Raw genomic sequence first — 24,951 nt, 5'->3', positions numbered from 1 at the left:
TTTGCCTTCTGCTTGGAGAGTCACATGAAACGGAATTCCGCATCCTCGCTTCAATTCCTCGGCGCCGCTGGAACAGTCACCGGATCGCGGTACCTGCTCGAAGCGGAAGGAAACCGCGTCCTCATCGACTGCGGTCTCTTTCAGGGCTACAAGCAACTGCGCGATCGCAATCGCGCGGCGTTCCCTGTACCGCCCGAAACCATCGACACGGTGCTGCTGACCCACGCGCATCTGGATCATTCTGGTTACATTCCCGCGCTTGTGCGCAATGGCTTTCGCGGCAAGGTGGTATGCACTCTCGCCACCGCCGAGCTGTGTTCTCTGCTGCTTCCCGACAGCGGCCACCTTCAAGAAGAAGAGGCAAGGTATGCCAAGCGGAAAGGCTATTCCAAGCACGCCAGCCCTGAGCCGCTTTACACTCTCGAAGACGCCGAGGCTTCGCTTAAACATATCGCAACTAGGGATTTCGACACGGAGTTCGAGGTCGGAAATGGCATTCGGGCCCGTTTTCTTCACGCAGGCCATCTCCTTGGAGCCGCGCAGATCAGCTTGGATGTGGCCGGCACGACCTTGCATTTCAGTGGTGATCTCGGGCGCCCACAAGACCCGTTGATGAGGCCACCCCTGCCGCTGGTGGAGGCCGACATTCTCGTATGCGAATCGACCTACGGCAACCGCAAACACCCACGAATTGACGCCGAGGCGGAACTCGCCCCGGTGATCCGGCGTGTTATTAGTCGCGGCGGTGTGATTGTCATCCCAGCATTTGCGGTTGGCCGCGCTCAGGGCATCATGCTGCAGATCGCCCGCCTTCGACAGCGCGGCGACATCCCAGCCGTACCGGTCTTTCTCAATAGCCCGATGGCGATCGACGCCACCGATATCTATCACCGCTTTCATGACGAGCATCACGTCAGCGTGGAAGAGTGCCGTGCCATGTACTCGATCGCAACAATGGTGCGATCAGCCGAGGAATCTAAAGCCCTGAACCTCAGGCGAGGGCCCATGATCATCATCTCGGCAAGCGGCATGCTCACGGGAGGGCGGGTGCTGCACCATCTTCAGGCCTTCGGATCAGATGCGCGCAATGCGATCTTGCTTTCCGGCTTCCAGGCTGGGGGGACGCGAGGTGCAGCTCTGGCGGGCGGCGCCGACCACCTGCGGATGTTTGGACACGACGTGCCGATCCGCGCGGAAGTGGTTCAGCTTGAAAGCTTTTCCGGTCACGCCGACGCCGACGAAATTCTCGACTGGATGAAACAAGCCAATCGCCCACCCAAGATGACATACGTCACGCACGGCGAACCCGATGCCGCCGACACGCTGCGTGCCCGTATCAATCGCGAATTCGGATGGCAGGCGCGTGTGCCCGAGCATCTTGAGCGAATTGACCTGGAGCGGCCAGCATGAGCGGCGAACACAACCAACTGCGTCTCGTTCGCGCGGGTATCGACACATACCAGCAACCTGTCGTCTATATGCACCGCGATTGCCATGTCTGTCGTTCTGAGGGCTTCACGGCACTCACTCGGGTTCTGGCGCGAAGTGGTGGCCGCGAGGTAGTCGCCACGCTCAACGTGGTGGTGGACGACCACCTCGAACTCGATGTTGCCGCGCTATCCGAGCCCGCCTGGAAAATGCTCCAACCGGATCGGGATGCATGGGCCGTCTTTAGTCACCCCGAGCCCCCCGCGTCTGCAGCGGCGCTGCGGGCCAAGGTGTTTGGCCAGCGGCTCCGCGAAGCGGATTTCCTCGCTCTCATGCGTGACATGGTCGGCAATCGGCTGTCAGACATTGAACTGACAGCGTTCGTCACGGCCTGCGCCGGCGAGCGGCTCGACATGGAAGAGACGACTGCCCTTACGAAAGCAATGCTGGCGGTCGGTGAACGTATCGACTGGGGTAGCGGCGTAGTGCTCGACAAGCATTGTGTCGGCGGCTTGCCGGGAAATCGCACTACGCCCATCGTTGTGGCGATCGTTGCCGCCGCCGGCCACCGAATCCCAAAGACCTCCTCGCGTGCCATCACATCCCCGGCGGGCACTGCCGATGCAATGGAGACCATGGCACCCGTGGCATTGGATCTCGACGCCATGCGAAGCGTGGTCGAGCGCGAAGGGGGCTGCATAGTCTGGGGCGGAAGTGTGCGCCTCAGCCCAGCCGACGACGTTTTGATCCGCATCGAGCGTCCGCTCGACTTCGACAGCGATGGACAACTCGTCGCCAGCGTGCTGTCGAAGAAGGCTGCGGCCGGCTCCACCCATGTGCTTGTCGATATTCCCGTCGGACCGACCGCCAAGGTGCGTTCCGCCGCCGCTGCTGCGTCCCTCGAGGCAAGACTCCTGGCGACTGCGCAGGCTCTCGGACTGAACCTATCGGTGCTGCGCACCGATGGCCTCCAACCCGTTGGATACGGCATCGGCCCGGCCCTCGAAGCGCGAGATGTCCTGAGCGTCCTGCGCAACGACACAAGAGCACCCCGCGATCTCCGCAGCCGCGCGCTCGACCTCGCCGGCGCCTTGCTCGACGCGGCACCCGGGGCCGCACCCGGCAAGGGGCGAGCGCTCGCCTGCACACTGCTCGACAACGGCGCGGCGCTCGCCAAGTTTTTGGCGATCTGCGAGGCACAGGGCGGCTTTACCGAACCAACGCTGGCTCCGCACACACGTCCGGTTCTCGCCAGCCGGACCGGCCAGATCCAGCGGATCGACAACCGTCGGCTTGCGAGGGTCGCCAAGTTGGCCGGCGCGCCAGCCAGCGCCACTGCGGGAATCGATTCTCGTCTTCGCATCGGCGACAGCATTCAGGCCGGCGAACCGCTGTTCGAGGTCCATGCACAGTCACCCGGAGAACTGGAATACGCGCTGGCCTATGCCGCAGCTCATCCGGACATTTTCGAAATTGGAGCCAGCGAATGAATCGTGTACTTCTTCCTTTCCCGCTGCAGCGGACGCTAGCGGACGCAATGGCCCCTTTGCTTGATGCGCGAGTCGGGCGGCTGGATTGGCACCACTTTCCCGATGGTGAGTCGCTCGTCTCGATCGACGAGAGTCTAGATGACGTGGATGTTGCGGTCGTCGCGACCCTCCGCGACCCAGATGAACTTGCGCTCCCTCTACGCTTTGCGGCGGCGACGGCGCGCGAATTCGGAGCGCGCTCTGTTGGCCTTGTTGCGCCCTATCTCGGCTACATGCGCCAGGACAAGCGGTTCAATCCCGGCGAGGCGATCAGCGCGCCGTTATTTGCACGATTCCTCGAAGAGAGCTTCGATTGGCTGGTGACGGCAGATCCCCATCTGCATAGGAACCCGGAGCTTTCGAAACTGTATCAAATCCCGGTACGGCGGCTGGCGACAGCGCCTCTGATCGCCGACTGGATCCGAGACAACCTCCCCCAAGCGATCCTGATCGGCCCAGACAGCGAAAGCGAGCAATGGGTATCCGCCATCGCCCGGCGCGCTGGCATTCCCTATCAGGTCTTGACGAAAATCCGCCGGGGCGACCGCGACGTCGAAGTGAGCCTTCCCTCGATCGATGCGGCTTGGAGCCGAAACCCAATCATCGTCGACGACATCGTCTCGTCGGGACGAACCTTGATCGAAACCATCGGTCACCTGAAACGGCTCGGCCTGCCTCCGGCCGTCTGCATCGTCATCCATCCCGTGTTCGCCCAGGACGCCTACGCGCAACTGCTCGCAACTGGCGTTGACCGGGTCGTAAGCACGGATTCGATTCCCCATCCTTCAAACGCGATTTCCATAGCCGGTTTGCTTGCCAAGGCTAGCATTGACCTGTTCGGAGACGAAAGATCATGAAACCATGCTGAACCGTTTCCAAGCCGATCCTGCGACGTTCAAGGCAGACATGCGTGAGCCGAGATGGACCGGCGTCACGCCAGCCAGTAGAGCTTAAACCCAAACACCATGACCGAGACCGTCTTCACCGCAACAGCCCTGACCAAGACCTACATTACCGGCGAGACGCAGGTGCTCGCGTTACGCGGGCTGGACCTTGAAGTCTTCGCCGGCGAAGTGGTTGTGCTGCTTGGCCCGTCGGGCAGCGGGAAGTCGACCCTCCTCAACATCATGGGCGGGCTCGATCACGCCACCAGCGGCCAATTGTTCTTCAGGGAACTGGAATTAACCGGCCTCGACGATCGAGGCCTCACAGCCTATCGCCGGCAGCACGTCGGCTTCGTATTCCAGTTCTACAACCTGATCCCAAGCCTGACTGCTTATGAAAACGTTGCGCTGGTGACCGAGATCTCCGATCACCCGATGCGCCCCGACGAGGCCCTCGCACTCGTCGGGCTCGAGGAGCGGATGCACCACTTTCCGGCCCAGCTCTCAGGCGGCGAGCAGCAGCGCGTCGCAATCGCCCGCGCAATAGCAAAGCGGCCGGATGTGCTGCTCTGCGACGAACCCACCGGTGCACTGGATTCCAAGACCGGCATTCGAGTGATCGAGGCGTTGCTGGGCGTAAACGCGCAGCTAGGCACCACCGTGCTCATCATCACGCACAACGCCAGCATCCAGGACGTCGCCGACCGCGTGCTGTTTTTCGCGGACGGTCAAATCTCCAGAATTCATAAAAACGAAGCGCGCCGAACCGCCGCCGAGCTTGTCTGGTGATCCGATGTCCGTTCTCGACACCAAATTGTTGCGTGACTTGAGGCGGCTCTGGGCTCAGTCGCTTGCGATTGCACTCGTCGTCGCGGGCGGGGTCTCCACAGTGGTGCTTGCCGTCGGCTCCTTGCGCTCCCTGGAGGAGACCCGAATTGCGTATTACGAAAGATACGAATTTGCGGATGTCTTTGCCCTGGTGAGACGTGCACCGAAAACGTTGCTCGACCAAATTGCGAAGGTTCCCGGCGTCGCCGCCGTGGAGGGGCGCATTACGAAGCTCGCCCTCCTCGATATCCCGCAGTTTCGCGAACCTGCGACGGGCCAATTCATTTCGCTGCCCGAAACGGGTCGGCCGACCCTCAATCGGCTGTACATGCGGATCGGCCGGATGCCCGCGCCGGAGAGTGTTGACGAGGTTGTCGTCACTGAGGGCTTCGCCAAGACACACGCATTCACGCCGGGGTCGCACTTCTCTGCCATCCTCAACGGCCGCAAGCGCGATCTCGTCATTGTGGGAATCGCGCTCTCGCCGGAATTCGTTTACGCCCTAGGCCCCGGCGACCGGATGCCGGACGAGCGGCGGTTTGCTATCGTCTGGATGTCCGAAAAAGCGCTTGCGAGGGCCTACGACCTCGACGGCGCATTCTCTTCCGTCAGTCTCAAGCTGCTCCGCGACGCTTCAGAGCGCGACGTCAGAAGTCGCCTTGATGTGCTGCTCGACCGCTACGGCGGACAGGCAACCTACGGACGCAAGGACCAGATCTCGCACGCCTACCTCAACCACGGGCTTGATATGCTCAGGAACATGAGCCGGACTCTGCCGCCCATTTTTCTTTTGGTGGCAGCCTTCCTGATCAACTTGACGCTCAGCCGGATCGTGGCGCTTGAACGCGAGCAAATCGGCCTGCTGAAGGCACTCGGTTATCGGAACGCAGCCATCGTCTGGCATTATATCAAATTCGTCGTCGTGATTGTCGCGATCGGTCTCGTCGTCGGCAGCGCAGTCGGAACCTGGCTGGGCACTTATGTCACAGGACTGTATGGCGACTTTTACCGATTCCCATTCCTCGTCTTTGTCCAAAGCCCTGATGTCTATGTCGCGGCTGCGGCGCTGAGCCTCGGTGCTGCGATCGTCGGCGCAATACATGCCCTGCGCGATGTCATGAGATTGCCGCCAGCCGTCGCGATGCAGCCGCCGGCGCCGCCTCGCTTCCGTCGTCTCGTGCCCGCGGCCTTTGCAATCCACAACGTCCTATCACAATCGGTCCTGATGACGGTGCGCAATATCTCCCGCCATCCGATCCGCGCGATGTTCACGATAGCAGGCATGTCGCTAGCGACAGGAATCCTGATCGCCTCGCTTTTCCTCAACGGCACGATGGAGGCGCTGGTCGATGTGACGTATTTCATGTCCGATCGTCAGGACGCCACCCTGAGCTTCGTCGAACGGCGCCCGCTCAACGTCGTCAATCAAATTGCGCGACTACCCGGTGTTCTTGCCGCGGAACCCTATCGGGTGGTTCCCGCCCGGATACGGAATGGGACCATCGAGCGACGCGTGATGATCAGTGGGCGGCCGGTCGATGCAGACCTTAGCCGGATCGTCGATACAGACCTTAATCCCGTGGTCCTTCCCAAGACCGGAGTGGCAATCTCGAATTGGCTTGCGCAGATTCTCGGGACAAAAGTCGGGGACTTCGTCGAAATCGATCTGCTCGAAGGGCAGCGACGGACCGTTTCGCTTCCCGTGACCGCCTTGGTCGAGGATTATTTTGGCATTCAGGGAATGATGGATTCCGAAGCGCTGGCTCGCTTGATGCGAGAGGCGCCGGCGGTCAACAGTGTGAGCGTGAGCCTCGATGCGAACCAGCGTGACCGATTTTACGACGCCATCAAGCGGTTGCCGACGGTCAGCGGGGTGGCTCTGCAACGAGTATCGCTTGCGAGCTTCCGTGAATCACTGGCGGTGCTGGTGACCACGATGGCAAACATTTACACCGGGCTTGCCGCTGTCATCGCCTTCGGCGTCGTCTACAACAGCGCAAGAATCTCGCTTTCGGAGCGGGCGCGCGAGCTGGCGAGCTTGCGCGTCCTCGGCTTCACGACCCGAGAGGTGCTGCGCATCCTCCTGCTCGAACTGGCTTTGCTGACGCTGCTCGCGCAGCCGGCCGGCTGGGCCGTCGGCTACGGCCTCGCCTGGACGTTGCAGAAAAAAATGGCCGGCGAGTTGATGCGGGCGCCCTTGGTCGTTGAGCAATCCACCTATGTCTTTGCTAGCGCGATGGTGATCGCTGCAGCACTATTCTCCGCGCTCATAGTCCGTGAGCGCGTCAACCGATTGGACCTTGTAGAGGTCCTGAAAACGCGAGACTAAGCCATGCGCGCAATCTGGAGGAAGCGAACTTTGGGGGCTGCGGCCCTGGGGGTGTTGGCCGCCGGCGCCATCTGGTTCGCATGGCCGCAGCCGATTCCAGCGGACCTCGCGACGCTAACAACAGGCCCGATGGAGGTAACGATTGACGACGAGGCAAAGACGCGGGTGCGGCACGTCTTCACAGTGTCCGCGCCGATTGCCGGAAGGGTCCTGCGCATTTCTCCGCCTCGCCACGTCGGCGATCAGGTTATAGTGGACGAGACGGTCGTAGCGGTGATGCAGCCGACCGTGCCGAGCTTTCACGACGCCCGCACGCATGAAGAACTGCAGGCGGCCCTGGCAGCAACCGAAGCAGCGGTGAGGCTTGCGGAAGCCGAAGCGCGCCGGATCGAGGCGGCGCTCGGGTTCTCGCGCACAGAACTCCAGAGGGCGGAAGCACTCGCGCGCACCGGGGCCGTCTCTCTCAAGGCCTTGGACAAGGCGAAGTTCGATGTCGAAACCAATGAAGCTGCGTTGGCGAGCGCGAAAGCGCAGGTCGAAGTGCGGCGAAACGAGCGAGCCAGCGTCGCGGCACGCCTTAGCGGTTCGTCCGGCGCCACTCCCCAATCAGATCCCGCCTGCTGCATTCAGCTGCGCGCCCCGGTCACCGGCCGTATCCTGAAGATCATTCAGGAGAGCGAGGGCGTTGTGCAGGCGGGCGCGCCACTGGTTGAGATCGGCGACCCGCTCGATCTGGAGATCGTGGCAGACCTTCTGTCGACCGATGCCGTCCGGATCAAGCCCGGTGCATCCGTTCGGATCGACGGCTGGGGCGGATCCTCGATCAAAGGCCGAGTAAACCGCGTCGACCCGGCGGGCTTTGTCAAAGTCTCCGCCCTCGGTATCGAGGAACAAAGGGTCCGCACGATCATCGACCTTCTTGATCCTCCTGACGCGTGGTCGGCCCTTGGCCACGACTATCGGGTAATCGTGCACGTCGTGACCTGGAGAGCAGAGCATGTCCTGACTGTACCGGTGGCAGCGCTGTTTCGAAATGGGGAGGACTGGGCTGTCTTCGCAGTCAAGGACGGGCGCGCTCGGACAACCGTCGTTAAGATCGGCCAGCGGAACAGCCGGGCGGCGGAGGTCCAGTCCGGCCTTTCCGCCGGGGATCGCGTCGTCCTGCATCCAAGCGACCGGATTATCGAAGGCGTGACCGTGTCGAAGCGCGATGTGCGATAAGTTGAATGGCAACGCGAGCGCTCTGATCACATTTCCACCCGCTGAGTCTAGGAGATCTGCACCTGACTTTGATCTCGCGCAAGGTGGGCCGTCCCGCAGCCTGGTATTCTCGGATTTAAAGTCTGGCGCGTGTTCCCCGAAAGGACGAAATCGGTTGAGGTCGGATACGAACTTTTTGCGAGCATTGGGCCAGCGGACCGAACCGTGGGCTTTTAATGTTTCGCAGTGGCTCGCCCTTTCCATGGCGATCGTCCTTGCAGTTTCCGTCCTTCTCCACAACGGACACGCCCAAGCGGCGGGCGCCGTGGGCATTCCTCTTGCCATCGAGAACACCCACGCCGACGCCGCGGCCGAACAAGGCCCTATCGGTTCTTGCGGCGACGAGGACAAGGCCGGAGACGACGCCAATTGCTGTGTTTCGGCAGGCGGATGCACCATCTGCGTCCTGATACCCGCCGAGGGCATCGTCAGTTCCAGGGGGCGCGGGCTTCTCGCCTTCGCTCCAGATCCGGTCTCCTTGCCGGGCGACACTCCGCTCCGGCTGCGTCCACCCAAAGTTTTCGTAATCGCCTGAGAGCGCGCTGCCGTTCCGGCTCGTGCGCTCCGCCATCACAAATCGGGAGTCACGAACATGAGAACTTTGAACGATGAAGCATCTATCCCAGTGCCAGTTTCTGGCACCCGCGCTTGGTGTTGCCGCCAGCGCCATCCCATCCCCGAACACTACGGCCGCCGCCAGGAGAAGCCCATGAGAACCGTTGTCGCATTGGATTCGCGGAACCTGTCGCGCGAGACATTCATCACCCTTACCGCAGCCACGGGTTTGGCGGTTGCGATCCTGTTCGCACGCCCGGCTGGCGCCGAGCCGGCGTCGGCAGGCTTCGTCTACACGGCCGACGAACATGGCAATTCGGTCAGTCGCATCGACCTCAAGAGCGGAAAAGTCGATATCGTTCCTGTCGACATCACGCCCCATAATGTCCAGTTCGTCCCAGGCAACAGCCGTTTGCTTGCGGTAGGCTTATCCGCTTCCGACAGCGGGGCCGAAAGTCACAACGGTGGCGGCGGCGCCAATGAGCATGGCGGAGGCGGACATGAGGGAAGCGCCGCCACCGGCGAGCTGATTGTTCTCGATACAGACGACTTCACATCCGCCGCGAAGACCTCCATCAGGGTTGGCGCTCACCCTGCCCATGTCATCGCTGATACCGAAGGCAGCCGGGCCTACGTCACCAATTCCGAAGACGATACGGTTTCGGTTATCGATCTGCGAAAGGGCGAAGTCATCGCGAAGATCGGCACGGGTGACTACCCGCATGGTCTGCGGATGAGTCCTGACGGGAAGTCGATCTATGTTGCCAATGTCGAAGACGGCACTGTCTCGGTGATTGACACTGCAGCGCTTACCGAAACGGACAGGGTCGAGGTCGGATCAACGCCCGTCCAGGTGGGGTTCGTCCCGGATGGGAGTCGCGTTTACGTTTCGCTTCGGGACGCGAACCAGGTGGCCGTCATTGACGCCGCAGCGCGCAAGGTGACCCAGCGGATCGATGTCGGACGGTCGCCAATCCAAGTGCACGCAACACCGGACGGCCGTTTCGTCTATGTCGCTAACCAGGGGACAGCCGCGGAGCCGGACGACACGGTTTCGGTTATCGACACCGCCAGCGGCTCCATCATGAAAACTATTCGGACTGGCGCGGGAGCGCACGGGGTGACCGTTAGCCGAGACGGTCGCTTTGCTTTCGTAACCAACATCGTTGACGGCACCGTTTCGGCGATATCGGTCGCCAGTCAGTCTGTCGTCAGCACCTATACGGTTGGCAAGGGACCGAACGGCATCACCTTTGAGGCGCCATGAAACGCGAACGCGGGTGACGAAACGATCTCGGCACCCGCGGACCCTATCTGAAGCAAAAATTGGAGAATTACAGCCATGACCGTCTTTCGCAAGACCGTTCTCGTCGGAGCCTTGCTCCTGGCGGCGCCATCCTTCGCCGAGGAATCCCACCATCCTAAGGGTACTCAATCGGAACCGGCCGCCGCCGCTCAGCCCTCTGGGGGCTCGAGCTCTGATATGATGCCAGGAGGCATGATGCACGAAGGCATGATGCGCATGATGATGGGCATGATGTCCGGGGGCGACCGGCCAATGGATACCCCGATGCAACAGATGATGTCCCCGGAACATATCGAAGGGCGCATCGCGTTCCTGCGGACAGAACTCAAGGTGACAGAGACGCAGCAGCCCCTTTGGGAAGCCGTCGCCGACGCCTTGCGTGCCCGCGCGCAGACAGCAAAGGACGTGATGGACGGCATGCCTGGCGCAATGATGTCCGGTAGCTCGGCGCCTCTACCGCTCCCGCAGAGGATCGAGCTTTACGAACGCATGCTCTCGTCGAGGCTCGATGGCCTGCGCCAGCTGAAGGTGGCGCTGGAGCCATTCTACGCAGCGCTCGACGACACGCAAAAGGCGGCCGCTGACAAGCTGCTCGTGCCCGCGCCGATGGGCATGATGTGACCCATCCAGCGACCGCAGCGGGCTGCCGCTGCGGTCCTTAGGATTACGTGTGCGGCACGGCAGACATCTTCGGTATCGATGGCGTCCAGCGTGTCTTGCATGATGATGGTGGAGGCATGAGGAACTCTCAGTGGATCGTCCAAACAAAGCGGAAAATCGCATCCTTTGTGCCTCCAAACGGATGCTCCACGTTAGCGGGACCACCTGTCCCAACGAGCGATAGAGAAGGAATCCGAGAATGAACGCGAAAACGACAGCACCAGTCAGTTCCAGCTGGCTTTCCAACCAGGAACTGCAGCAGATCGATGCCTACTGGCGGGCCGCGAACTACCTTACGGTGGGCCAGATTTATCTGCTCGACAATCCCCTCCTTCGCGAGCCCTTGCGGCTCGAACATGTCAAGCCGCGGCTTCTCGGTCACTGGGGGACGTCTCCGGGACTCAGCTTCATCTATGCGCATCTCAACCGCGTGATCCGGGTGCAGGATGCGAACATGATCTACATTTGCGGGCCGGGACATGGTGGTCCCGCAATGGTTGCGAATACCTATCTTGAGGGAACCTACAGCGAACTGAACCCCGAAATCTCGCTTGATGAGGACGGGATGCGAAAGCTCTTTCGGCAATTCTCGTTTCCCGGCGGGATTCCAAGCCACGCCGCGCCCGAGGTGCCGGGGTCCATCAACGAGGGTGGCGAGCTCGGATATGCCCTGTCCCATGCCTATGGCGCGGCCTTCGACAATCCAGACCTGATCGTCGCCTGCGTCGTCGGTGACGGCGAAGCCGAAACCGGACCGCTTGCTGCGGCATGGCATTCCAACAAGTTCCTGAACCCGCGGCATGACGGGGTGGTGCTGCCGATCCTCCACCTCAACGGCTACAAAATCGCGAACCCGACGGTATTGGGCCGAATTGCCGAAAATGAATTGCGCTCGCTCTTCGTCGGCTACGGATATGACCCGCTCTTCGTCGAGGGAAATGAGCCGCGGGCGATGCACGCGCGCATGGCTGCTGTCCTGGAAGAAGCGATGCAGAAGATAGGCGCGATCCAGCAGGCGGCGCGAGCCGGAAAAGCCCGACGGGATTCGCGTCCTGTGTGGCCGATGATCATCTTGCGCAGCCCGAAAGGCTGGACCGGACCCAAGACGGTCGACGGGCTGAAGACGGAAGGATTTTGGCGGTCGCACCAGGTGCCCTTGGCTGCCTTGGCCGAGAACCCCGAACATCTGAAGATTTTGGAAGAGTGGTTGCGGAGCTATCGCCCGGATGAGTTGTTCGACGCGACGGGCTGCCCAGTTGCCGAGATTCGCGCGACCACGCCGCGCGGAACAAGGCGAATGAGCGCGAACCCGCATGCCAATGGTGGCCTCTTGCGGAAGTCGCTTGAACTGCCCGACCTCCGGCAACACGCCGTCCCCGTCACGAAGCCTGGCGCAGGAAAGGCGGAAGCCACCAGGGTCATGGGCGGTTTCCTGCGTGCGGTGATGGAGGCAAACGAAGCCTCGCGCAACTTCCGCATCGTCGGCCCCGACGAAACGGCTTCCAACCGGCTTCAAGATGTCTTCGAGGTGACCGAGCGTGCCTGGATGGAGGACATCCTACCGGAGGACGTCCATCTTGGACACGACGGCCGTGTTCTCGAAATCCTCTCAGAGCACACCTGCCAGGGTTGGCTCGAAGGCTATCTCCTCACTGGACGGCACGGGCTTTTTTCCTGCTACGAGGCGTTCATCCATATCGTGGACTCCATGTTCAACCAGCATGCGAAATGGCTGGATGCGAGCCACGACATCCCATGGCGGCAGCCGATCTCGTCGCTGAACTATCTGCTGACCAGCCATGTCTGGCAGCAGGACCACAACGGCTTCAGCCACCAGGACCCAGGCTTTGTTGATCTTGCCCTCAATAAAAAGCCGGACATTGTCCGGGTCTATCTTCCGCCGGACGCCAACACGCTGCTTTATCTGACCGACCACGTGCTGCGGACCTGGGACCGGATCAACATCATCGTGGCCGGGAAGGCGCCGTCATGGCAGTGGCTGTCGATGGACCAGGCTATGGCGCATTGCGAAACCGGTATCGGCATCTGGGAATGGGCCTCGCACGGGAATAGCGCCGAACCCGATGTCGTAATGGCGTGCGCTGGTGACGTGCCGACCCTCGAATCGCTGGCGGCCGTCCAACTCCTGAAGGAGCTTATTCCGGACCTGAACATCCGCTTCGTCAATGTCGTCGACCTGATGACACTGCAGCCGCGCGAGGTGCACCCGCACGGCCTTTCCGATCGCGAGTTCGACGGGCTCTTCACGACCGACAAGCCCGTCATCTTCGCCTATCACGGATACCCCTGGACAATTCATCGGTTGACCTATCGCCGGACAAATCACGCCAACCTCCATGTGCGCGGTTACAACGAGGAGGGAACGACGACAACGCCCTTCGATATGACGGTTCTGAACGGGCTCGACCGTTTCCACCTGGTCCAAAGCGTTCTCGACCGCGTACCGGCGGCAAGAGCTCGTGGAGCGCAGTTGAAGCAACTCATGGAAACCAGCCTCATTCAGCACCGGGAATATGTCCGTGCCCACGGGCAGGACATGCCGGAAATCCGTGCCTGGCAATGGACACCAGGAACTGAGCGGTAGACAGACACTCCGGATCGATCGAGTGGCGCCGAACTTCCCAACCGCGGCCCGCTCGAATTTAGGACAAGACTTTCAGGGTGAGCCCATGACCGACGCAATTCTCGTGCTCAATGCGGGATCATCGAGCCTGAAGTTCGCAATGTTCGAGCGACGTCACGGGCTTCCTTTGCTGGTCAAGGGAAGTATTTCGGCGCTTCATGACAAGCCGCGACTGAAGGTCTCGACCGCTCTCGATCAGCCGCCAACGGAAGTGACGTTGGGCAAGGGCTCCATTGATAGCCAAGCGACCCTGGAGTTCATCCTACGGGATATCGGCGAACGCGGCCTCCCCCAAAAGATCACAAACGTCTGACATCGGATCGTGCATGGGGGAAGCCGCTTCACCGCGCCGGCCATCCTCGATAGGTCGACGCTCAAGGCACTGGGTCAGCTTGTCCCTCTGGCTCCGATCCACCAGTCCGTAACCTCGAAATCGTCGAATTGGTCGCGGGTGTCCTGCCTGAAGCCGTTCAGGTCGGCTGCTTTGATACCGCCTTTCACGCCGATCGTCCTCACCTCGCGACCCTCTATGGACTTCCGCGCGCACTCACGGAATCAGGTGTCATATCCTTCGGATTCCATGGTATCTCGTATGGATACATTGCCTCGAAACTCAAAGCTCGTTACGGATCAAATGCCGGTGGGCGAGCCATCGTCGCCCACCTCGGCAGCGGCGCCAGTCTCTGTGCCATGAGAGAGGGCAAAAGCCTCGCCACCACAATGGGATTTTCGCCGCTCGACGGCCTCGTCATGAGTACGCGCTGCGGATCGCTCGATCCCGGTATTGTCATCCACCTCCTTCGGGACCGAAAAATGTCGGTCGAGGGACTGTCCAAGCTTCTTTACGACCAGTCGGGACTTCTCGGTGTTTCGGGTATTTCAGGCGACATGCGGTCCCTGCTCGAGGCTGACGCCACGGCGGCGGCGGCCGCGGAAGCGATCGATCTTTTTGTCTACCGCGCCGGCAGGGAGATTGGCTCCTTGGCGGCGGCGGCAGGGGGGCTGGACACATTAGTGTTTACGGCCGGGATCGGAGAGAACTCTCCGATCATACGCGAAAAAAATGTGCCAGGCCGCTGGCTGGCTTGGAGTCCAAGTCGATCCGGAACGAAACCGGAGAAGCGAGGCGTGCATCAGCGTTTCCGGTTCAGCAGTTGATGTCCTCGTGATCCCGACTAACGAGGAACGAGCTGTCGCGGAGCAGATGCTCTCAATCATCCCGATTACGGATAAGCATTCCGGTTGAGAGTTGAGGCCGGCATCAACCAACAATTCCATAGGAGCCGCGTGGTGACGGCTGTACCGGCACGTCAATCTCCGCCGAAACCAGCACGGTTGCCGTGTCATCCTGGCCTTGCGCTCAGCGAAATGTCGCTCAATTTAGCTGCGGCGGCTCGCGTGAGAACTGTGCCAGCCAGCCGCCTTCGAACCCTGCCCGTTGCAGGCCGCTTCGGATGTACGGGCACGCGCGCATCAATTTCCACACCAGGCCGCTGCGTTCGTTCTCGATCATCAGGACGACAGGCCCTTCGTTCAGGCCGAAGTGCCAAGGCGAAATCCACCAGTCAAAGGCGTTATCGGGCGACCCCGGGTGGGTCGGATTGAAGGCCGCCTTGAAGCCATAGGCGTTGGCGGCCTTGAGCTTGGCTTGATGGATGCAGTAGGCGATCGTCGGCCGGACGATTTCCGGAGCGAACGGCAAGGAGGCCACCGCGGCCCAGGGAGCGAGCGTGCCGTCGTCGGGACCGTAGGGGACGCCACGTGCGACATAATCCTCGAACCGGCGCTCGATGCCGTTCAGCTTGAGCGTGGAGGGACCAGGGCCTTCGCTCGCGGTAATTCCCCAGCAGTATTCGCCATAGCCGTTGAAACCACGCGGGTTTTCGATAGCGTAACGCTGCTGGACGTAGGTGGCGCGCCGACTGTTTTCGAAATAGTCGCTTCCTTTGCTGCGCATGAAAGGGTCCTGCAAACTCCTAAAGTCGATCCATACATGCGAGAGCTGATGGATGAAGAGCGGTCCCGCATAGAGGTAGTCGTAGCCGTAGCAGTGCTCCCATCGGAAGGTGGCGGTCCAGGCCTTATAGCTACTCGGGGGTAGAGGATGAGTCGGCGAGCCGAGCCCAAGAACGTAGAGCAAGAGCGCCTCGTCATAGCCTTCCCAGCGGTGCTTCAGGAATTCGCGCTCGGGTGTCCAGCCATGGGTGACGGTTTCTCCCCCGTCCTGCGCCCATCGCCAATCGGCTCGGCGATAGAGCGCTTCAGCCAGCGTGCGGATCTCGGCTTCGGCCTGGGTCTCCGCATCGAAAAACTCTGCCGCTGCGAGAGCGCCCGCTAGCAGGAACGTGCTGTCGATGGTCGACAGCTCGCAGCGCCAGGCCCGCCGGCCGGTTTGCATGTCGAGGAAGTGATAGTAAAAGCCACGATATCCCGTGGCATCCGGCTCCGGCCCCTGCTGGCTGTTCCAAAAGAAGCGTAGCGTGGCCAAAGTGCGTTCAACGGCGGCATTCCGGCTCATGAATCCGCGCTCGACGCCGACCGGATAGCACGCCAGTGCCAAGCCAGTGGCGGCGATGCTTGCTGGCCAGTCCGCTTCGGTTTTATCGCGAACGAGGCCGTTTGCTGGGTTCGCTTCATGGATGAAGTAGTCGAACGTCTCCCGTTGCAGCGTCGCCAGGTCGTCGTATGCGTCCAAGGTACTCACGATGGCACCTGCTGCGGGTTTCCGATCGATGCCCTTTGCATAGCGTTGGCAGCCGGTGTGGAGTTAGGCGACCGATAGGTGGTCGAATACCCCTTTGACTCCCTTTACGCCCTCTGCAACCACGCGGGCGGCATCCCGCTCGCTCTGCGAGGAGACCACTCCCGAAAAATGGACCAAGCCGTCAGCGACGGTGAGGGTTAGCTCGTCTCCCTTGACGCCCGCGTCTTCCCGCAATCGCGTAAGGATGCTGCGCCGGATCGCATCATCGCCTGGCGCCGTGTCGTCGAGTTTGGCGGTGACAAGAGCGTTGAGGAGGTCGGCGCGGCTGACGACGCCAACCAGAAGCTCTCCGTTCATGACCGGGACGCGCTTAATGCGATGCTCCTCCATGAGGGCTGCTATTCGAGATACCGGAGTCTCCTCGTCGATCACAACGAGATCCGAGGTCATCACATCAGCCACTTTCCAGCTGTGGCTTTTCACATAAGCGCCCGCGTTGTCCTCACTCGAGTCGAACTGCCGATTGATGGACGCGAGCGCTTTGAAACCGAATTCCGATCGTCGCATTAAATCGCCTTCGGTCAGAATGCCAACCACGCGGCCATCATCGTCAACGACGGGCACGCCGCTGATGCGGTGATCCAGCATGATCCGCGCTGCATGTCTTACGCTATGGTCCGGCGAAACGGTAACCACGTCCAAAGTCATTACATCCTTTGCATTCATCTCCCTTGAACCCCCAAACTTAGTTGGAATTTGCCTTCAGGATCGACGTGTCCGTCGATGCTATTACTTCTCGTCCGCCCGTTAGGGTCTAACAAGTCATTTCCAATGCGATCGCATCATATCGCAAGCAACTGCCGCCTCCTTGAGGCAGATCAATCCGGTCCGAACACAATCGTCCTCGCTCCGAAGGTTTTGGTGTTGTTTCTCTCGAAGGCATGTTCCTTGAATGTTGGCCTTCGAGACCGAACCGATCAGACCCCCTCCAACGCTTGGAATCTGCGCCTGCCGCTCACTTTGCGCGGGTCAGCGGACCGGCGCTCTGGATCTCACGGCACACGTTCGTCCGACCGATGCCGGCCTCAACGGCATTGCATCACGATTTGCTCTCGAAGTTCCCAGAGCGAGAGTTTGGAAGCATCGGAAACGCTTTCTACGCCGGCCGACTGATGCCTAGTCGTCTCATTTCTCGATAGACCGTGGAGCGGCCGAGACCCAGTTGCCTTGCCGCTTCGGCCGGCGACACGTTGGCTTTGATCAGTTTGATCGCGGCCTCGACCTTCATCACGTCGAGCGGTTGCCGACCGGGTCGTTTTCCTTTCGCCCTTGCCGCTGCCACACCGTCTTTTGTCCGTTCCGAGATTAGTCGGCGTTCGAAATGCGCAATGGCGCCGAATACATGGAACACGAGCTCGCCAGCGGCCGAAGACGAGTCGATCTTCTCTTCGAGGCTGAGCAGGTCGATCTGCCGTTCGCGAAGCATCTTCACAGTTGCGAGTAATTCCGCCAGCGACCGGCCGAGGCGATCGAGGCGCACCACGGCGAGCGTATCGCCGGGGCGCGCAAAAGCAAACAGTTCGGCCAGACCTGGCCGATCCATACTTTTTCCGGATTTGACATCGGAGAAGACCTTGATGGCTCCGGCGCTCTGAAGGCGCAGTATTTGACCGGCGACATCCTGATCGCCGGTTGAGACGCGCGCATAGCCAAGGATGTCCCCCATTCGTGTGTCTCCAAAACGGCCGTTCTGTGGACAAACTTCATTGACCTGTGGAACGGCTCTGATTCCGTCCACAGAATATGCCTCTTTACCCTTGCCTGTCCATGAAATCCATGAGCCTTTTATGGACGCCGGGAGGATAGCAAATGCGGAAGCACGAACTACTGACCGAAGCGGAGCGGGAACAGTTGCTGGGAATCCCGACCGAGCGTGACGATCTCGCCCGGCTTTATACCTTCGAGCGCGGCGACCTCGACCTGATCAGGCTTCGCCGGGAAGACCGCAATCGTCTCGGTGTTGCTCTACAGCTTGCGTTGGTTCGCCACCCTGGCATGACCCTCGCGCAGATACTTCAGAGCTCCGCCGGTCTCCCCGAAGAACTGGTGTTCTTCATCGCCGAGCAGCTCGACATACAGGCGGCCTCGTTCGCCGACTATGCAGGCCGAGAGCAGACAATGTCGGATCACGCGCGCGAGCTCGCGGCAGCGTATGGGCTTCGCGGGGCGATCAGGAGAGATATCCCCATCATGATCGAGGCGGCTGCCGAGGCGGCTTGGGACACAGATAAAGGCATAGTGATCGCCGCCCGCATCATTGACGCGCTGCGCCAGGCCAACATTCTCCTCCCCGCGATCTCAACCATCGAGCGCGCCGGCATCGCGGGCCGGGCGCGGGCCAGGAAACAGTCGGCTCATGCGCTTGTCGCCGGTCTTCGGCCGGTGCAACTGGACGCGCTCGATGCCCTAATGATCCCCGAGGCCGGCAAGGGTACCATGCCGCTCACGTGGCTCAAGACAATCCCGACGGCGGCAAAGCCCGATCACGTTCGCGACATTCTCGAGCGCCTGCGAATGGTGAGGGAAATCGGGATTCCGGCGAAACTGACCGCCGCCGTGCACCCCGACCGATATCGACAGTTCGTGCGCGAGGGTCGCGCGTCTCCTGCCTATTTGCTCGAACGCTACACGGCATCACGCCGGCGCGCGACACTTGTCGCTTGCCTGATCGATCTGGAAGAACGTCTGACAGACGCCGCCATTGGCTTGGCCGACAAGCTGATCGGCAATGCCTTCAGCCGTGCCCAGAACAAACAAACCCGGCGATACGCTGCCACCGCCAAGGATGTCGGCCGACTGATGCGGTTGTTTCGCGGGACAATCGACGCACTTTCCACCGCTCTCGACAACGACTCCGACCCGATCGAGGCGATCGACGAGACCGTCGGCTGGACGAACTTGCTTAAGGCGAGACCCGAAGTCGCAGCACTCGCTGAGAACGCGGATATCGATCCGCTCATGGTGGCGGTGGACCGCTATGCGACACTGAGAAAGTTCGCTCCGGCGCTGATCGAGGCGCTCGACTTCAAGGCCGGACGAGGAAGCGCTCGGACGATCGCCGGCATTCATTTGCTTCGCGATCTCAACAGATCGGGCAAACGCGATGTGCCGCCCGATGCGCCAATGCCCTTCAAGAAGGAGTGGCACAAACTCGTGATCGGGCCGGACGGCAGGATCAATCGCCGGCTCTACGAGACGGCGATGCTCGCTCACCTGCGCAACAAGCTGCGTTCGGGCGACGTCTGGGTCGAGCGATCTTCCGCCTATCGGCGTTTCGACAGCTATCTCCTGCCGGAGCGAGCCGCCGCGCCGATCGTTGCCGACCTCGGACTGCCCACGGCCGCCGATGAATGGCTCCAACAACGTGGCCGCGAGCTCGACTGGCGGCTGAAGAAATTTGCGCAGCGCCTCAAACGGGACCAGCTCGAAGGCGTGCGCTTTGTCGAGGATCGCCTGCAGATCTCGTCGGTCAAGACCGCAGTCCCCTCCGAAGCAGAAGCGCTTGCCGATCAGCTTGACGCGTTGATGCCGCGTATTCGCATCACCGAACTCCTGCATGAAGTCGCTCGCGAAACCGGCTTCATGGCGGCCTTCACAAACCTGCGCACCGGCGAATGCTGTCCCAACGAGAGTGCCCTTCTCGCCGCTATTCTGGCCGATGCCACCAATCTTGGGCTCTCCCGGATGGCGGCTGCCAGCCAGGGGGTGACCCGCGACCAGCTCATCTGGACGCAGGATGCCTATGTCCGCGAGGATACCTATCGGGCAGCGCTCGCCACCATCATCAACGCTCAACATCACCTGCCGATCGCACGGATCTGGGGCGATGGCACGACTTCAAGCTCGGACGGGCAGTTCTTCCGCGGCGCAAAGCGCGGCGCCTCAGGCGGTGACATCAACGCCCGCTACGGCGTTGATCCCAGTTTCAGCTTCTACACTCACGTCTCCGACCAGCATGGCCCTTATCACGTCAAGGTGATTTCGGCGACGACGCACGAGGCACCTTATGTCCTCGACGGCCTGCTTCACCACGGGAGCAATCTCTCAATCATGGAGCATTACACCGACACCGGCGGCGCCACCGATCATGTGTTTGCGCTCTGCGCCATGCTCGGCTTCCGCTTTTGCCCGAGACTGCGCGACTTTCCGGACCGGCGGCTGATCCCGATCGACCACCCTGCGAGCTACCAGACGATCACGCCGCTTCTCGGAAAACGCATCCGTGCCGACGTCATCCGCGAACATTGGGATGACGTCATGCGGCTCGTCGCCTCGCTCAAGGCCGGCCATGTCGCGCCCTCGGTGATGTTGCGGAAGCTTGCCGCCTATGAGCGTCAGAACCAGATGGATATTGCCCTCCAGGAAATCGGCAAGGTCGAGCGGACCCTGTTCATGCTCGACTGGTTGGAGAATCCGGCACTGCGCCGCCGATGCCACGCCGGGCTCAACAAAGGCGAACAACGCCATGCCCTAGCGCAGGCGATCTACACATTCCGGCAGGGGCGCGTCATCGATCGCAGTCATGAGGCCCAACAATACCGGGCGTCAGGCTTGAACCTCGTCACCGCGGCGATCGTCCATTGGAATTCCGTCTATATCACCGATGCCGTCGCGCATCTGCGCTCAGAAGGCAAAATCGTCCCAGATGATCTCTTGGCCCATACTTCGCCGGTCGGATGGGAACACATCGCCTTCTCCGGGGATTTCCTCTGGGATCGTGCCGCGACCGCGACCGGCCGGAAACCACTCAACCTGACCGGAAAACAGCGAGCAGCGTGAGGGCGTTCAGGCTCCGTTCTCCCTTATCGTTGTTTAGCGGGAAACCAACGCTATGCCCTCAGATAGTGCGAAGTTTTCAGCCGCGGTGTCGTTTATCGGTTACGTGTACCAATGTGAGTACCCCCTGTTCCGAGCTCTGGATACGGATAACACCGCTGACGGCGTTATCGAAGACCTCAGAACCAATACCCAAAAACGACTGAGCTTCTCCGGTGCGACCAGCGGCGCTTTAGATCAATTTATGAAAGCGCTTTTCTATGACAGACGATAGCAGCCATGCAGCCGGTCCAGCCGCCCTTGGCTTTTACTATCAGTCATTCTTTGCGTTGAAGACCCTGGTTGCATTAACAAGTGACGATGGAGCCGTTGCTATTGAAAGCGCGGACGACGTTGAGCTGAAAGATAACGGGCAGCGCCTTTTGTTTCAGCTCAAACACTCCCTCATGTCTTCCCCAACGGCGATAACAATCAGTTCGAAGGGGCTTTGGCGGACGCTCAAGGTCTGGATCGACATTCTTCCCCGGCTGACGTTATCGGAGACGCAATTCTACCTTGTCACGGTCGCTCCTATCGCCGTAGGGAGCGTCTTGGAGGCTCTCGGCACACCCGAGGCTGACCGGAAACCACTTGTCGCCGCACTCGTCAACGAGGCAGAACGTGTCATCGCCGAACGGGAGGCAGCAGCCCAAGAAGAAAGGCCGCTTCCACACAAGGACCGGGTAGCGGGATGCCAAGCCTTCCTGAACCTGACGCCGGATGCCAGACTGAATTTATTGCGTCAGGCTCGAACACAGGCAGGCAGTCTGCCGATCGATGAGATGGAGGGTGTGATCGCGCAGCTGCTGACGCTGATCAAGCCGGACGATCGCGAAAGTGTTGCACGACGCCTTATCGAGTGGTGGGATCGGCAGGTTGTCTATTCCCTCTGCGGGAAAAGACCTCAATTCATCTCGCGCGGCGAATTGCAAGAGCATATTACCGAACTGATCGGTGATATTGAGCATGACAGGCTTACCGCAGATTTCGAGACGATGGCCTATCCAGCCGACTATCAGCCAGACGGCATGCTCACCCGGCAAATCATTTTGGTCGACGGCAAAAGTCATGATCTGGCTAAGGCAATTCGCGAAGAATGGAAGGCACGTCAGCAGCGTTCGCGATGGGTGAACGAACGACCCGGAATGGCGGCCCAGATCGCCTCCTATGATCATGTCCTCAAGGAACATTGGTCGGATAAGCATGTAGAAATTGTCGAAATCTGCGAGGCGCTTGAGGAGGTCGAAAAGCGCAATAAAGGTCTTGGGCTTCTGCGGTGGGCACACAACGACGCGCCGATGACAATTCGACCGATCGTTGCCGGATTCGAGGCCCCCTACTATATTCGAGGGAGTTATCAGGTGCTGGCAATCGACCGGGAGGTTGGCTGGCACCCCGACTACCTGGCCCTTTTGGCTGACGACGCATGAAGATCGCGCATGACCTTTATGCAGAGACAAATCCCGCCTTTGGCGCATACCTGCTCGTCTCCTTCGTACGTGGCTTCGTCGAAGTCAATCCAAACGGCCCGGAACTGCCAGTCGCCTACTTGGCGTTGCCGCTCGCGATCTCAGGCGATTTGCATCCGAGTTTCGATCGAACGAACCGCAAGACAGGTCTTCAGGAATGGCTTGAGCGTAGCCCGCAAATCCAGGTCAATCTGGCTGAAAGATTAAACAGCTCTATGGATTTTGTCGCAGGCGCGATCCGGCTGGGCTGTTTCTCGCACGCGGTTAGACTGTCTGAGGGCGCGCGTCTGGTTGTGGGTACTCGAGGTCTGAAAAAGGATCTCACCTCCGGGCTTTCGGATGACCTCACTCAATCTGTGCGTTATGCCGACCGCCTCGGGTATTGGAGCGCGACTGCGGGCTCGACAAAAACTATCTATGACATGATGGGACTGACCCTTTGAACCGCTGGAACATCGCCTCGATCTTCTTCCTCGGCCTTGATGGCCGGCATCGTCCTGTCACCTTTGAACCAGGCGTCAACATCATAACTGGCGCGTCCGGCACAGGTAAATCGGCTCTCATCAAGGCGATCGACTATTGTTTGGGGTCAAGCCGGTGCGAACTGCCCGCATATGTCCGAAAGCGCAGCATTGCAGTCGGTATCAAGTGGACTGCTGGCGAAGACGAGATGATTGTCGGCCGGCTGATTCCAGCAATGGGTCAGGGCACAAGTCATCAGATGTTCGCGAGCTCAGGACGCCATCTGCCTCTGCCGACAACGGTGGACCAATTCGAGGGGCCGACGACCCTCCTCGCAGCCAAAGCCTTCCTCGAGCGCGCATTCGGCATTGGCGACCTGCCCGGGGAGCCTGACGCCTGGGGAAAGACGCGCGGCCGCGCCACCGTTCGCCACGTCACTCCGTACATGTTCGTCACCAAGGAGGTGATCTACAGCGAACAGGTACTTCTGCATGGTCTTGAACGCGCAGACAAGGCACCCGACATCGTCGCGACGATGCCGTATTTTTTGCGCGCAACCGACGAGGCTAGCGCCCTAAATGAGCGGCGGCTCCGCCAACTACAGCGAACCTTGGAATTGGAGGAGCGTCGAGCACGCACCCGTGCGACTGCGGCCAGTGCATTTCGTGACCGCGCGTTCAGTCTTTTGGCGGAGGCAGAGCGATTGGAGATGGCCGAACCCACGCCAGCTGATACTCCGGATGCCGAATTATTGGAAAGGCTGAATGCATTGAACCAAGATACGGCCAAGGCAAAGGTCGTTCCAAGTGAAGGTCAACTTGCGGAACTGCACCGGGAAAGAAAGGCATTGTTGGCAGAACTTAGTGAGATCAGGCGCCAAGCTGCCGCAGCGCAGAGTGTCATGGAGGAAGTTTCGGGGTTCGAGGGCACAGTCCGCAAACAACGTGAGAAGCTAATGCTGGCTTCCCATCTTAAACTCGATGGTGTCGGGCATGTTTGCCCGGTCTGCGAGCAGCCGTCCGACGTTGGCATCAACACCGTCGAAGCCTTGCGAGCAACCCTGTTCAAGGTGAGCAGCGAAAGTGCCGCTGTCGACCGAGTAAAGCCCAAACTCATTGAATTCGATGGCGCACTGCAGACCAAGCGCGCGGCGATTAATAAGGATCTCAAGAGCGTTGACGACAAAATCAGGACTTGGCTGCGGCAGTCGGACGACGCCAGGATGTTCGCGAGTCTCGCTCATCTGCGCGCTCATCTCTTGGGACGCGTATCATTTTTCGTTGAGACGATGAATGATGAACGCCGACCCGATGAACGTGACCTGACCGTTTTGAAATCGCAGATTCGAGAACTTGAAGGTCTGGTAGACCGCGACGCTCGTCTCGTCAGGTTGCGCCGTGCCGAACGCAAAATCTCGCAATATGCCACCGAGGCCTTCTCGAACCTTCCAACGATCGAGCCGTGCGTGGGATCTGAGCTATATTTCTCATCGTCAGAACCAGAGGTCGCGGTGATCGAGTCCGACAGCAGCATCGTGCTGCAGATGGCAGATGTTGGCTCTGACCAGAACTATCTCGCCATCCATATCGCACTTTCTTTCGCCCTCCAGCATTTCCTTGGCGAGGCCGGCTCGCCGGTTCCAGGTGTGCTGGTATTTGATCAGATCAGTCGCCCCTATTTTCCTGCAAAGGGCGAAGAGCAGCGCGACGAACGGACGATTACGGCTACAGGCGACGATGAAGAGGACGAAGACATCATTGCCATGCGACGCCACGTCGATTTCTTGTTCGCCGAAACCGCTCGGCGGGCCGGCCTGCAAGTTATCCTAATCGAGCACGCGTTTTTCGCCGATGATCCCCGTTATGTCGCGGCGACACGGGAACGGTGGACCCGAGCCTCCGGACGCGGTTTAGTCCCGAGCAATTGGCCCGTGCGTGCCGTCGACTAGAGTAGTCGCATCGCTCCCCGCTGGCGGCTCCATTCAGCGATGGGTCGCCGTTGTTCGAGAACGAAGTGTC

General features: G+C 60.4%; 19 protein-coding genes and 2 pseudogenes. 18 read left to right on the top strand and 3 right to left on the bottom strand.

The genetic code is table 11. From position 1 onward, the window contains the following. Positions 1-24: 24 nt before the first annotated feature. The 14 genes and pseudogenes from BHD07_RS27030 to BHD07_RS26965 all read left to right on the top strand — a co-directional run bounded on the left by BHD07_RS27030 (position 25) and on the right by BHD07_RS26965 (position 14,669). Complete coding sequence (locus BHD07_RS27030; RefSeq protein ID WP_338283850.1) at positions 25-1,410, top strand: MBL fold metallo-hydrolase; 1,386 nt, start codon at positions 25-27, stop codon at positions 1,408-1,410. Then, entirely contained in the window at positions 1,407-2,918 is a 1,512-nt protein-coding gene (locus BHD07_RS27025) for a thymidine phosphorylase family protein (protein ID WP_338283849.1), read from the top strand. The genes BHD07_RS27030 and BHD07_RS27025 overlap by 4 nt, the downstream gene beginning before the upstream one ends. After that, a complete protein-coding gene (locus BHD07_RS27020) occupies positions 2,915-3,814 on the top strand; it encodes a ribose-phosphate pyrophosphokinase (protein WP_338283848.1) in 900 nt (299 codons plus the stop codon). Before BHD07_RS27025 ends, BHD07_RS27020 begins: the two co-directional genes overlap by 4 nt. Positions 3,815-3,922: 108 nt before the next feature. Then, positions 3,923-4,630: an ABC transporter ATP-binding protein gene (locus BHD07_RS27015; protein WP_338283847.1), complete on the top strand. Its 708-nt coding sequence runs from the start codon at positions 3,923-3,925 to the stop codon at positions 4,628-4,630. Between the two features lie 4 nt (positions 4,631-4,634). Continuing rightward, complete coding sequence (locus BHD07_RS27010; protein ID WP_338283846.1) at positions 4,635-6,998, top strand: ABC transporter permease; 2,364 nt, start codon at positions 4,635-4,637, stop codon at positions 6,996-6,998. A 129-nt stretch (positions 6,999-7,127) separates the two neighbouring features. Further along, complete coding sequence (locus tag BHD07_RS27005) at positions 7,128-8,219, top strand: efflux RND transporter periplasmic adaptor subunit (RefSeq protein WP_338283845.1); 1,092 nt, start codon at positions 7,128-7,130, stop codon at positions 8,217-8,219. A 304-nt stretch (positions 8,220-8,523) separates the two neighbouring features. Next, on the top strand, positions 8,524-8,793 hold the full coding sequence (locus BHD07_RS27000) for a hypothetical protein (RefSeq protein WP_338283844.1): 270 nt from the start codon (positions 8,524-8,526) through the stop codon (positions 8,791-8,793). Between the two features lie 66 nt (positions 8,794-8,859). After that, the gene (locus BHD07_RS26995; protein WP_338283843.1) at positions 8,860-10,080 is read left to right on the top strand and encodes a YVTN family beta-propeller repeat protein; all 1,221 of its coding nucleotides are present in this window, start codon (positions 8,860-8,862) and stop codon (positions 10,078-10,080) included. Positions 10,081-10,314: 234 nt separating this feature from the next. Continuing rightward, positions 10,315-10,740: a Spy/CpxP family protein refolding chaperone gene (locus BHD07_RS26990; RefSeq protein WP_338283842.1), complete on the top strand. Its 426-nt coding sequence runs from the start codon at positions 10,315-10,317 to the stop codon at positions 10,738-10,740. Between the two features lie 238 nt (positions 10,741-10,978). Beyond that, a complete protein-coding gene (locus tag BHD07_RS26985; protein WP_338283841.1) occupies positions 10,979-13,384 on the top strand; it encodes a phosphoketolase family protein in 2,406 nt (801 codons plus the stop codon). An 85-nt stretch (positions 13,385-13,469) separates the two neighbouring features. Continuing rightward, positions 13,470-13,736 carry a hypothetical protein gene (locus tag BHD07_RS26980; RefSeq protein WP_338283840.1) on the top strand — a complete coding sequence of 89 codons (267 nt, stop codon included), beginning with the start codon at positions 13,470-13,472 and terminating at the stop codon, positions 13,734-13,736. A gap of 9 nt (positions 13,737-13,745) precedes the next feature. Next, positions 13,746-13,832, top strand: a pseudogene (locus tag BHD07_RS26975) (acetate/propionate family kinase); the annotation flags it as partial. A gap of 32 nt (positions 13,833-13,864) precedes the next feature. Further along, positions 13,865-14,428 (top strand): annotated as a pseudogene (locus tag BHD07_RS26970) (acetate/propionate family kinase); the annotation flags it as partial. Between the two features lie 58 nt (positions 14,429-14,486). Beyond that, a complete protein-coding gene (locus tag BHD07_RS26965) occupies positions 14,487-14,669 on the top strand; it encodes a hypothetical protein (protein ID WP_338283839.1) in 183 nt (60 codons plus the stop codon). A 129-nt stretch (positions 14,670-14,798) separates the two neighbouring features. On the opposite strand, the gene BHD07_RS26960 is transcribed toward BHD07_RS26965, so the two are convergent. From BHD07_RS26960 to BHD07_RS26950, 3 genes are all read right to left on the bottom strand, one after another. Continuing rightward, positions 14,799-16,127, bottom strand: a complete 1,329-nt coding sequence (locus BHD07_RS26960) for a glucoamylase family protein (RefSeq protein ID WP_338283838.1) — start codon at positions 16,125-16,127, stop codon at positions 14,799-14,801. A 63-nt stretch (positions 16,128-16,190) separates the two neighbouring features. After that, positions 16,191-16,853 carry a CBS domain-containing protein gene (locus BHD07_RS26955; protein WP_338283837.1) on the bottom strand — a complete coding sequence of 221 codons (663 nt, stop codon included), beginning with the start codon at positions 16,851-16,853 and terminating at the stop codon, positions 16,191-16,193. Between the two features lie 430 nt (positions 16,854-17,283). After that, complete coding sequence (locus BHD07_RS26950) at positions 17,284-17,925, bottom strand: recombinase family protein (RefSeq protein ID WP_445190502.1); 642 nt, start codon at positions 17,923-17,925, stop codon at positions 17,284-17,286. 71 nt (positions 17,926-17,996) lie between these two features. Between BHD07_RS26950 and BHD07_RS26945 the strand changes: the two genes are divergently transcribed. From BHD07_RS26945 to BHD07_RS26930, 4 genes are all read left to right on the top strand, one after another. Then, positions 17,997-20,966, top strand: coding sequence for a Tn3 family transposase (locus tag BHD07_RS26945; protein ID WP_338283836.1), 2,970 nt, complete (start codon positions 17,997-17,999; stop codon positions 20,964-20,966). Between the two features lie 257 nt (positions 20,967-21,223). Then, positions 21,224-22,432 (top strand): ABC-three component system protein, encoded by a 1,209-nt coding sequence (locus BHD07_RS26940; protein WP_338283835.1) that lies wholly within the window; start codon positions 21,224-21,226, stop codon positions 22,430-22,432. Further along, complete coding sequence (locus tag BHD07_RS26935) at positions 22,429-22,914, top strand: three component ABC system middle component (protein ID WP_338283834.1); 486 nt, start codon at positions 22,429-22,431, stop codon at positions 22,912-22,914. Before BHD07_RS26940 ends, BHD07_RS26935 begins: the two co-directional genes overlap by 4 nt. Next, the gene (locus BHD07_RS26930; protein ID WP_338283833.1) at positions 22,911-24,881 is read left to right on the top strand and encodes a DUF3732 domain-containing protein; all 1,971 of its coding nucleotides are present in this window, start codon (positions 22,911-22,913) and stop codon (positions 24,879-24,881) included. The genes BHD07_RS26935 and BHD07_RS26930 overlap by 4 nt, the downstream gene beginning before the upstream one ends. Positions 24,882-24,951 lie beyond the last annotated feature (70 nt).

This window comes from Sinorhizobium sp. KGO-5, from assembly GCF_036245905.1.
Classification (GTDB): domain Bacteria; phylum Pseudomonadota; class Alphaproteobacteria; order Rhizobiales; family Rhizobiaceae; genus Sinorhizobium; species Sinorhizobium meliloti_A.
This window is presented reverse-complemented; position numbering and strand designations above follow the sequence as displayed.

Bases quoted from the DNA above. Each gene is read 5' to 3' on its own strand.
- BHD07_RS26940 (WP_338283835.1), top strand. From the start codon at position 21,224: ATGACAGACGATAGCAGCCATGCAGCCGGTCCAGCCGCCCTTGGCTTT.
- BHD07_RS27030 (WP_338283850.1), top strand. From the start codon at position 25: ATGAAACGGAATTCCGCATCCTCGCTTCAATTCCTCGGCGCCGCTGGA.
- BHD07_RS27020 (WP_338283848.1), top strand. From the start codon at position 2,915: ATGAATCGTGTACTTCTTCCTTTCCCGCTGCAGCGGACGCTAGCGGAC.
- BHD07_RS26965 (WP_338283839.1), top strand. From the start codon at position 14,487: ATGTGCCAGGCCGCTGGCTGGCTTGGAGTCCAAGTCGATCCGGAACGA.
- BHD07_RS26985 (WP_338283841.1), top strand. From the start codon at position 10,979: ATGAACGCGAAAACGACAGCACCAGTCAGTTCCAGCTGGCTTTCCAAC.
- BHD07_RS26955 (WP_338283837.1), bottom strand. From the start codon at position 16,853: ATGAATGCAAAGGATGTAATGACTTTGGACGTGGTTACCGTTTCGCCG.
- BHD07_RS27005 (WP_338283845.1), top strand. From the start codon at position 7,128: ATGGAGGTAACGATTGACGACGAGGCAAAGACGCGGGTGCGGCACGTC.
- BHD07_RS26945 (WP_338283836.1), top strand. From the start codon at position 17,997: ATGCGGAAGCACGAACTACTGACCGAAGCGGAGCGGGAACAGTTGCTG.
- BHD07_RS26990 (WP_338283842.1), top strand. From the start codon at position 10,315: ATGCACGAAGGCATGATGCGCATGATGATGGGCATGATGTCCGGGGGC.
- BHD07_RS27010 (WP_338283846.1), top strand. From the start codon at position 4,635: ATGTCCGTTCTCGACACCAAATTGTTGCGTGACTTGAGGCGGCTCTGG.
- BHD07_RS26980 (WP_338283840.1), top strand. From the start codon at position 13,470: ATGACCGACGCAATTCTCGTGCTCAATGCGGGATCATCGAGCCTGAAG.
- BHD07_RS27025 (WP_338283849.1), top strand. From the start codon at position 1,407: ATGAGCGGCGAACACAACCAACTGCGTCTCGTTCGCGCGGGTATCGAC.
- BHD07_RS26935 (WP_338283834.1), top strand. From the start codon at position 22,429: ATGAAGATCGCGCATGACCTTTATGCAGAGACAAATCCCGCCTTTGGC.
- BHD07_RS27015 (WP_338283847.1), top strand. From the start codon at position 3,923: ATGACCGAGACCGTCTTCACCGCAACAGCCCTGACCAAGACCTACATT.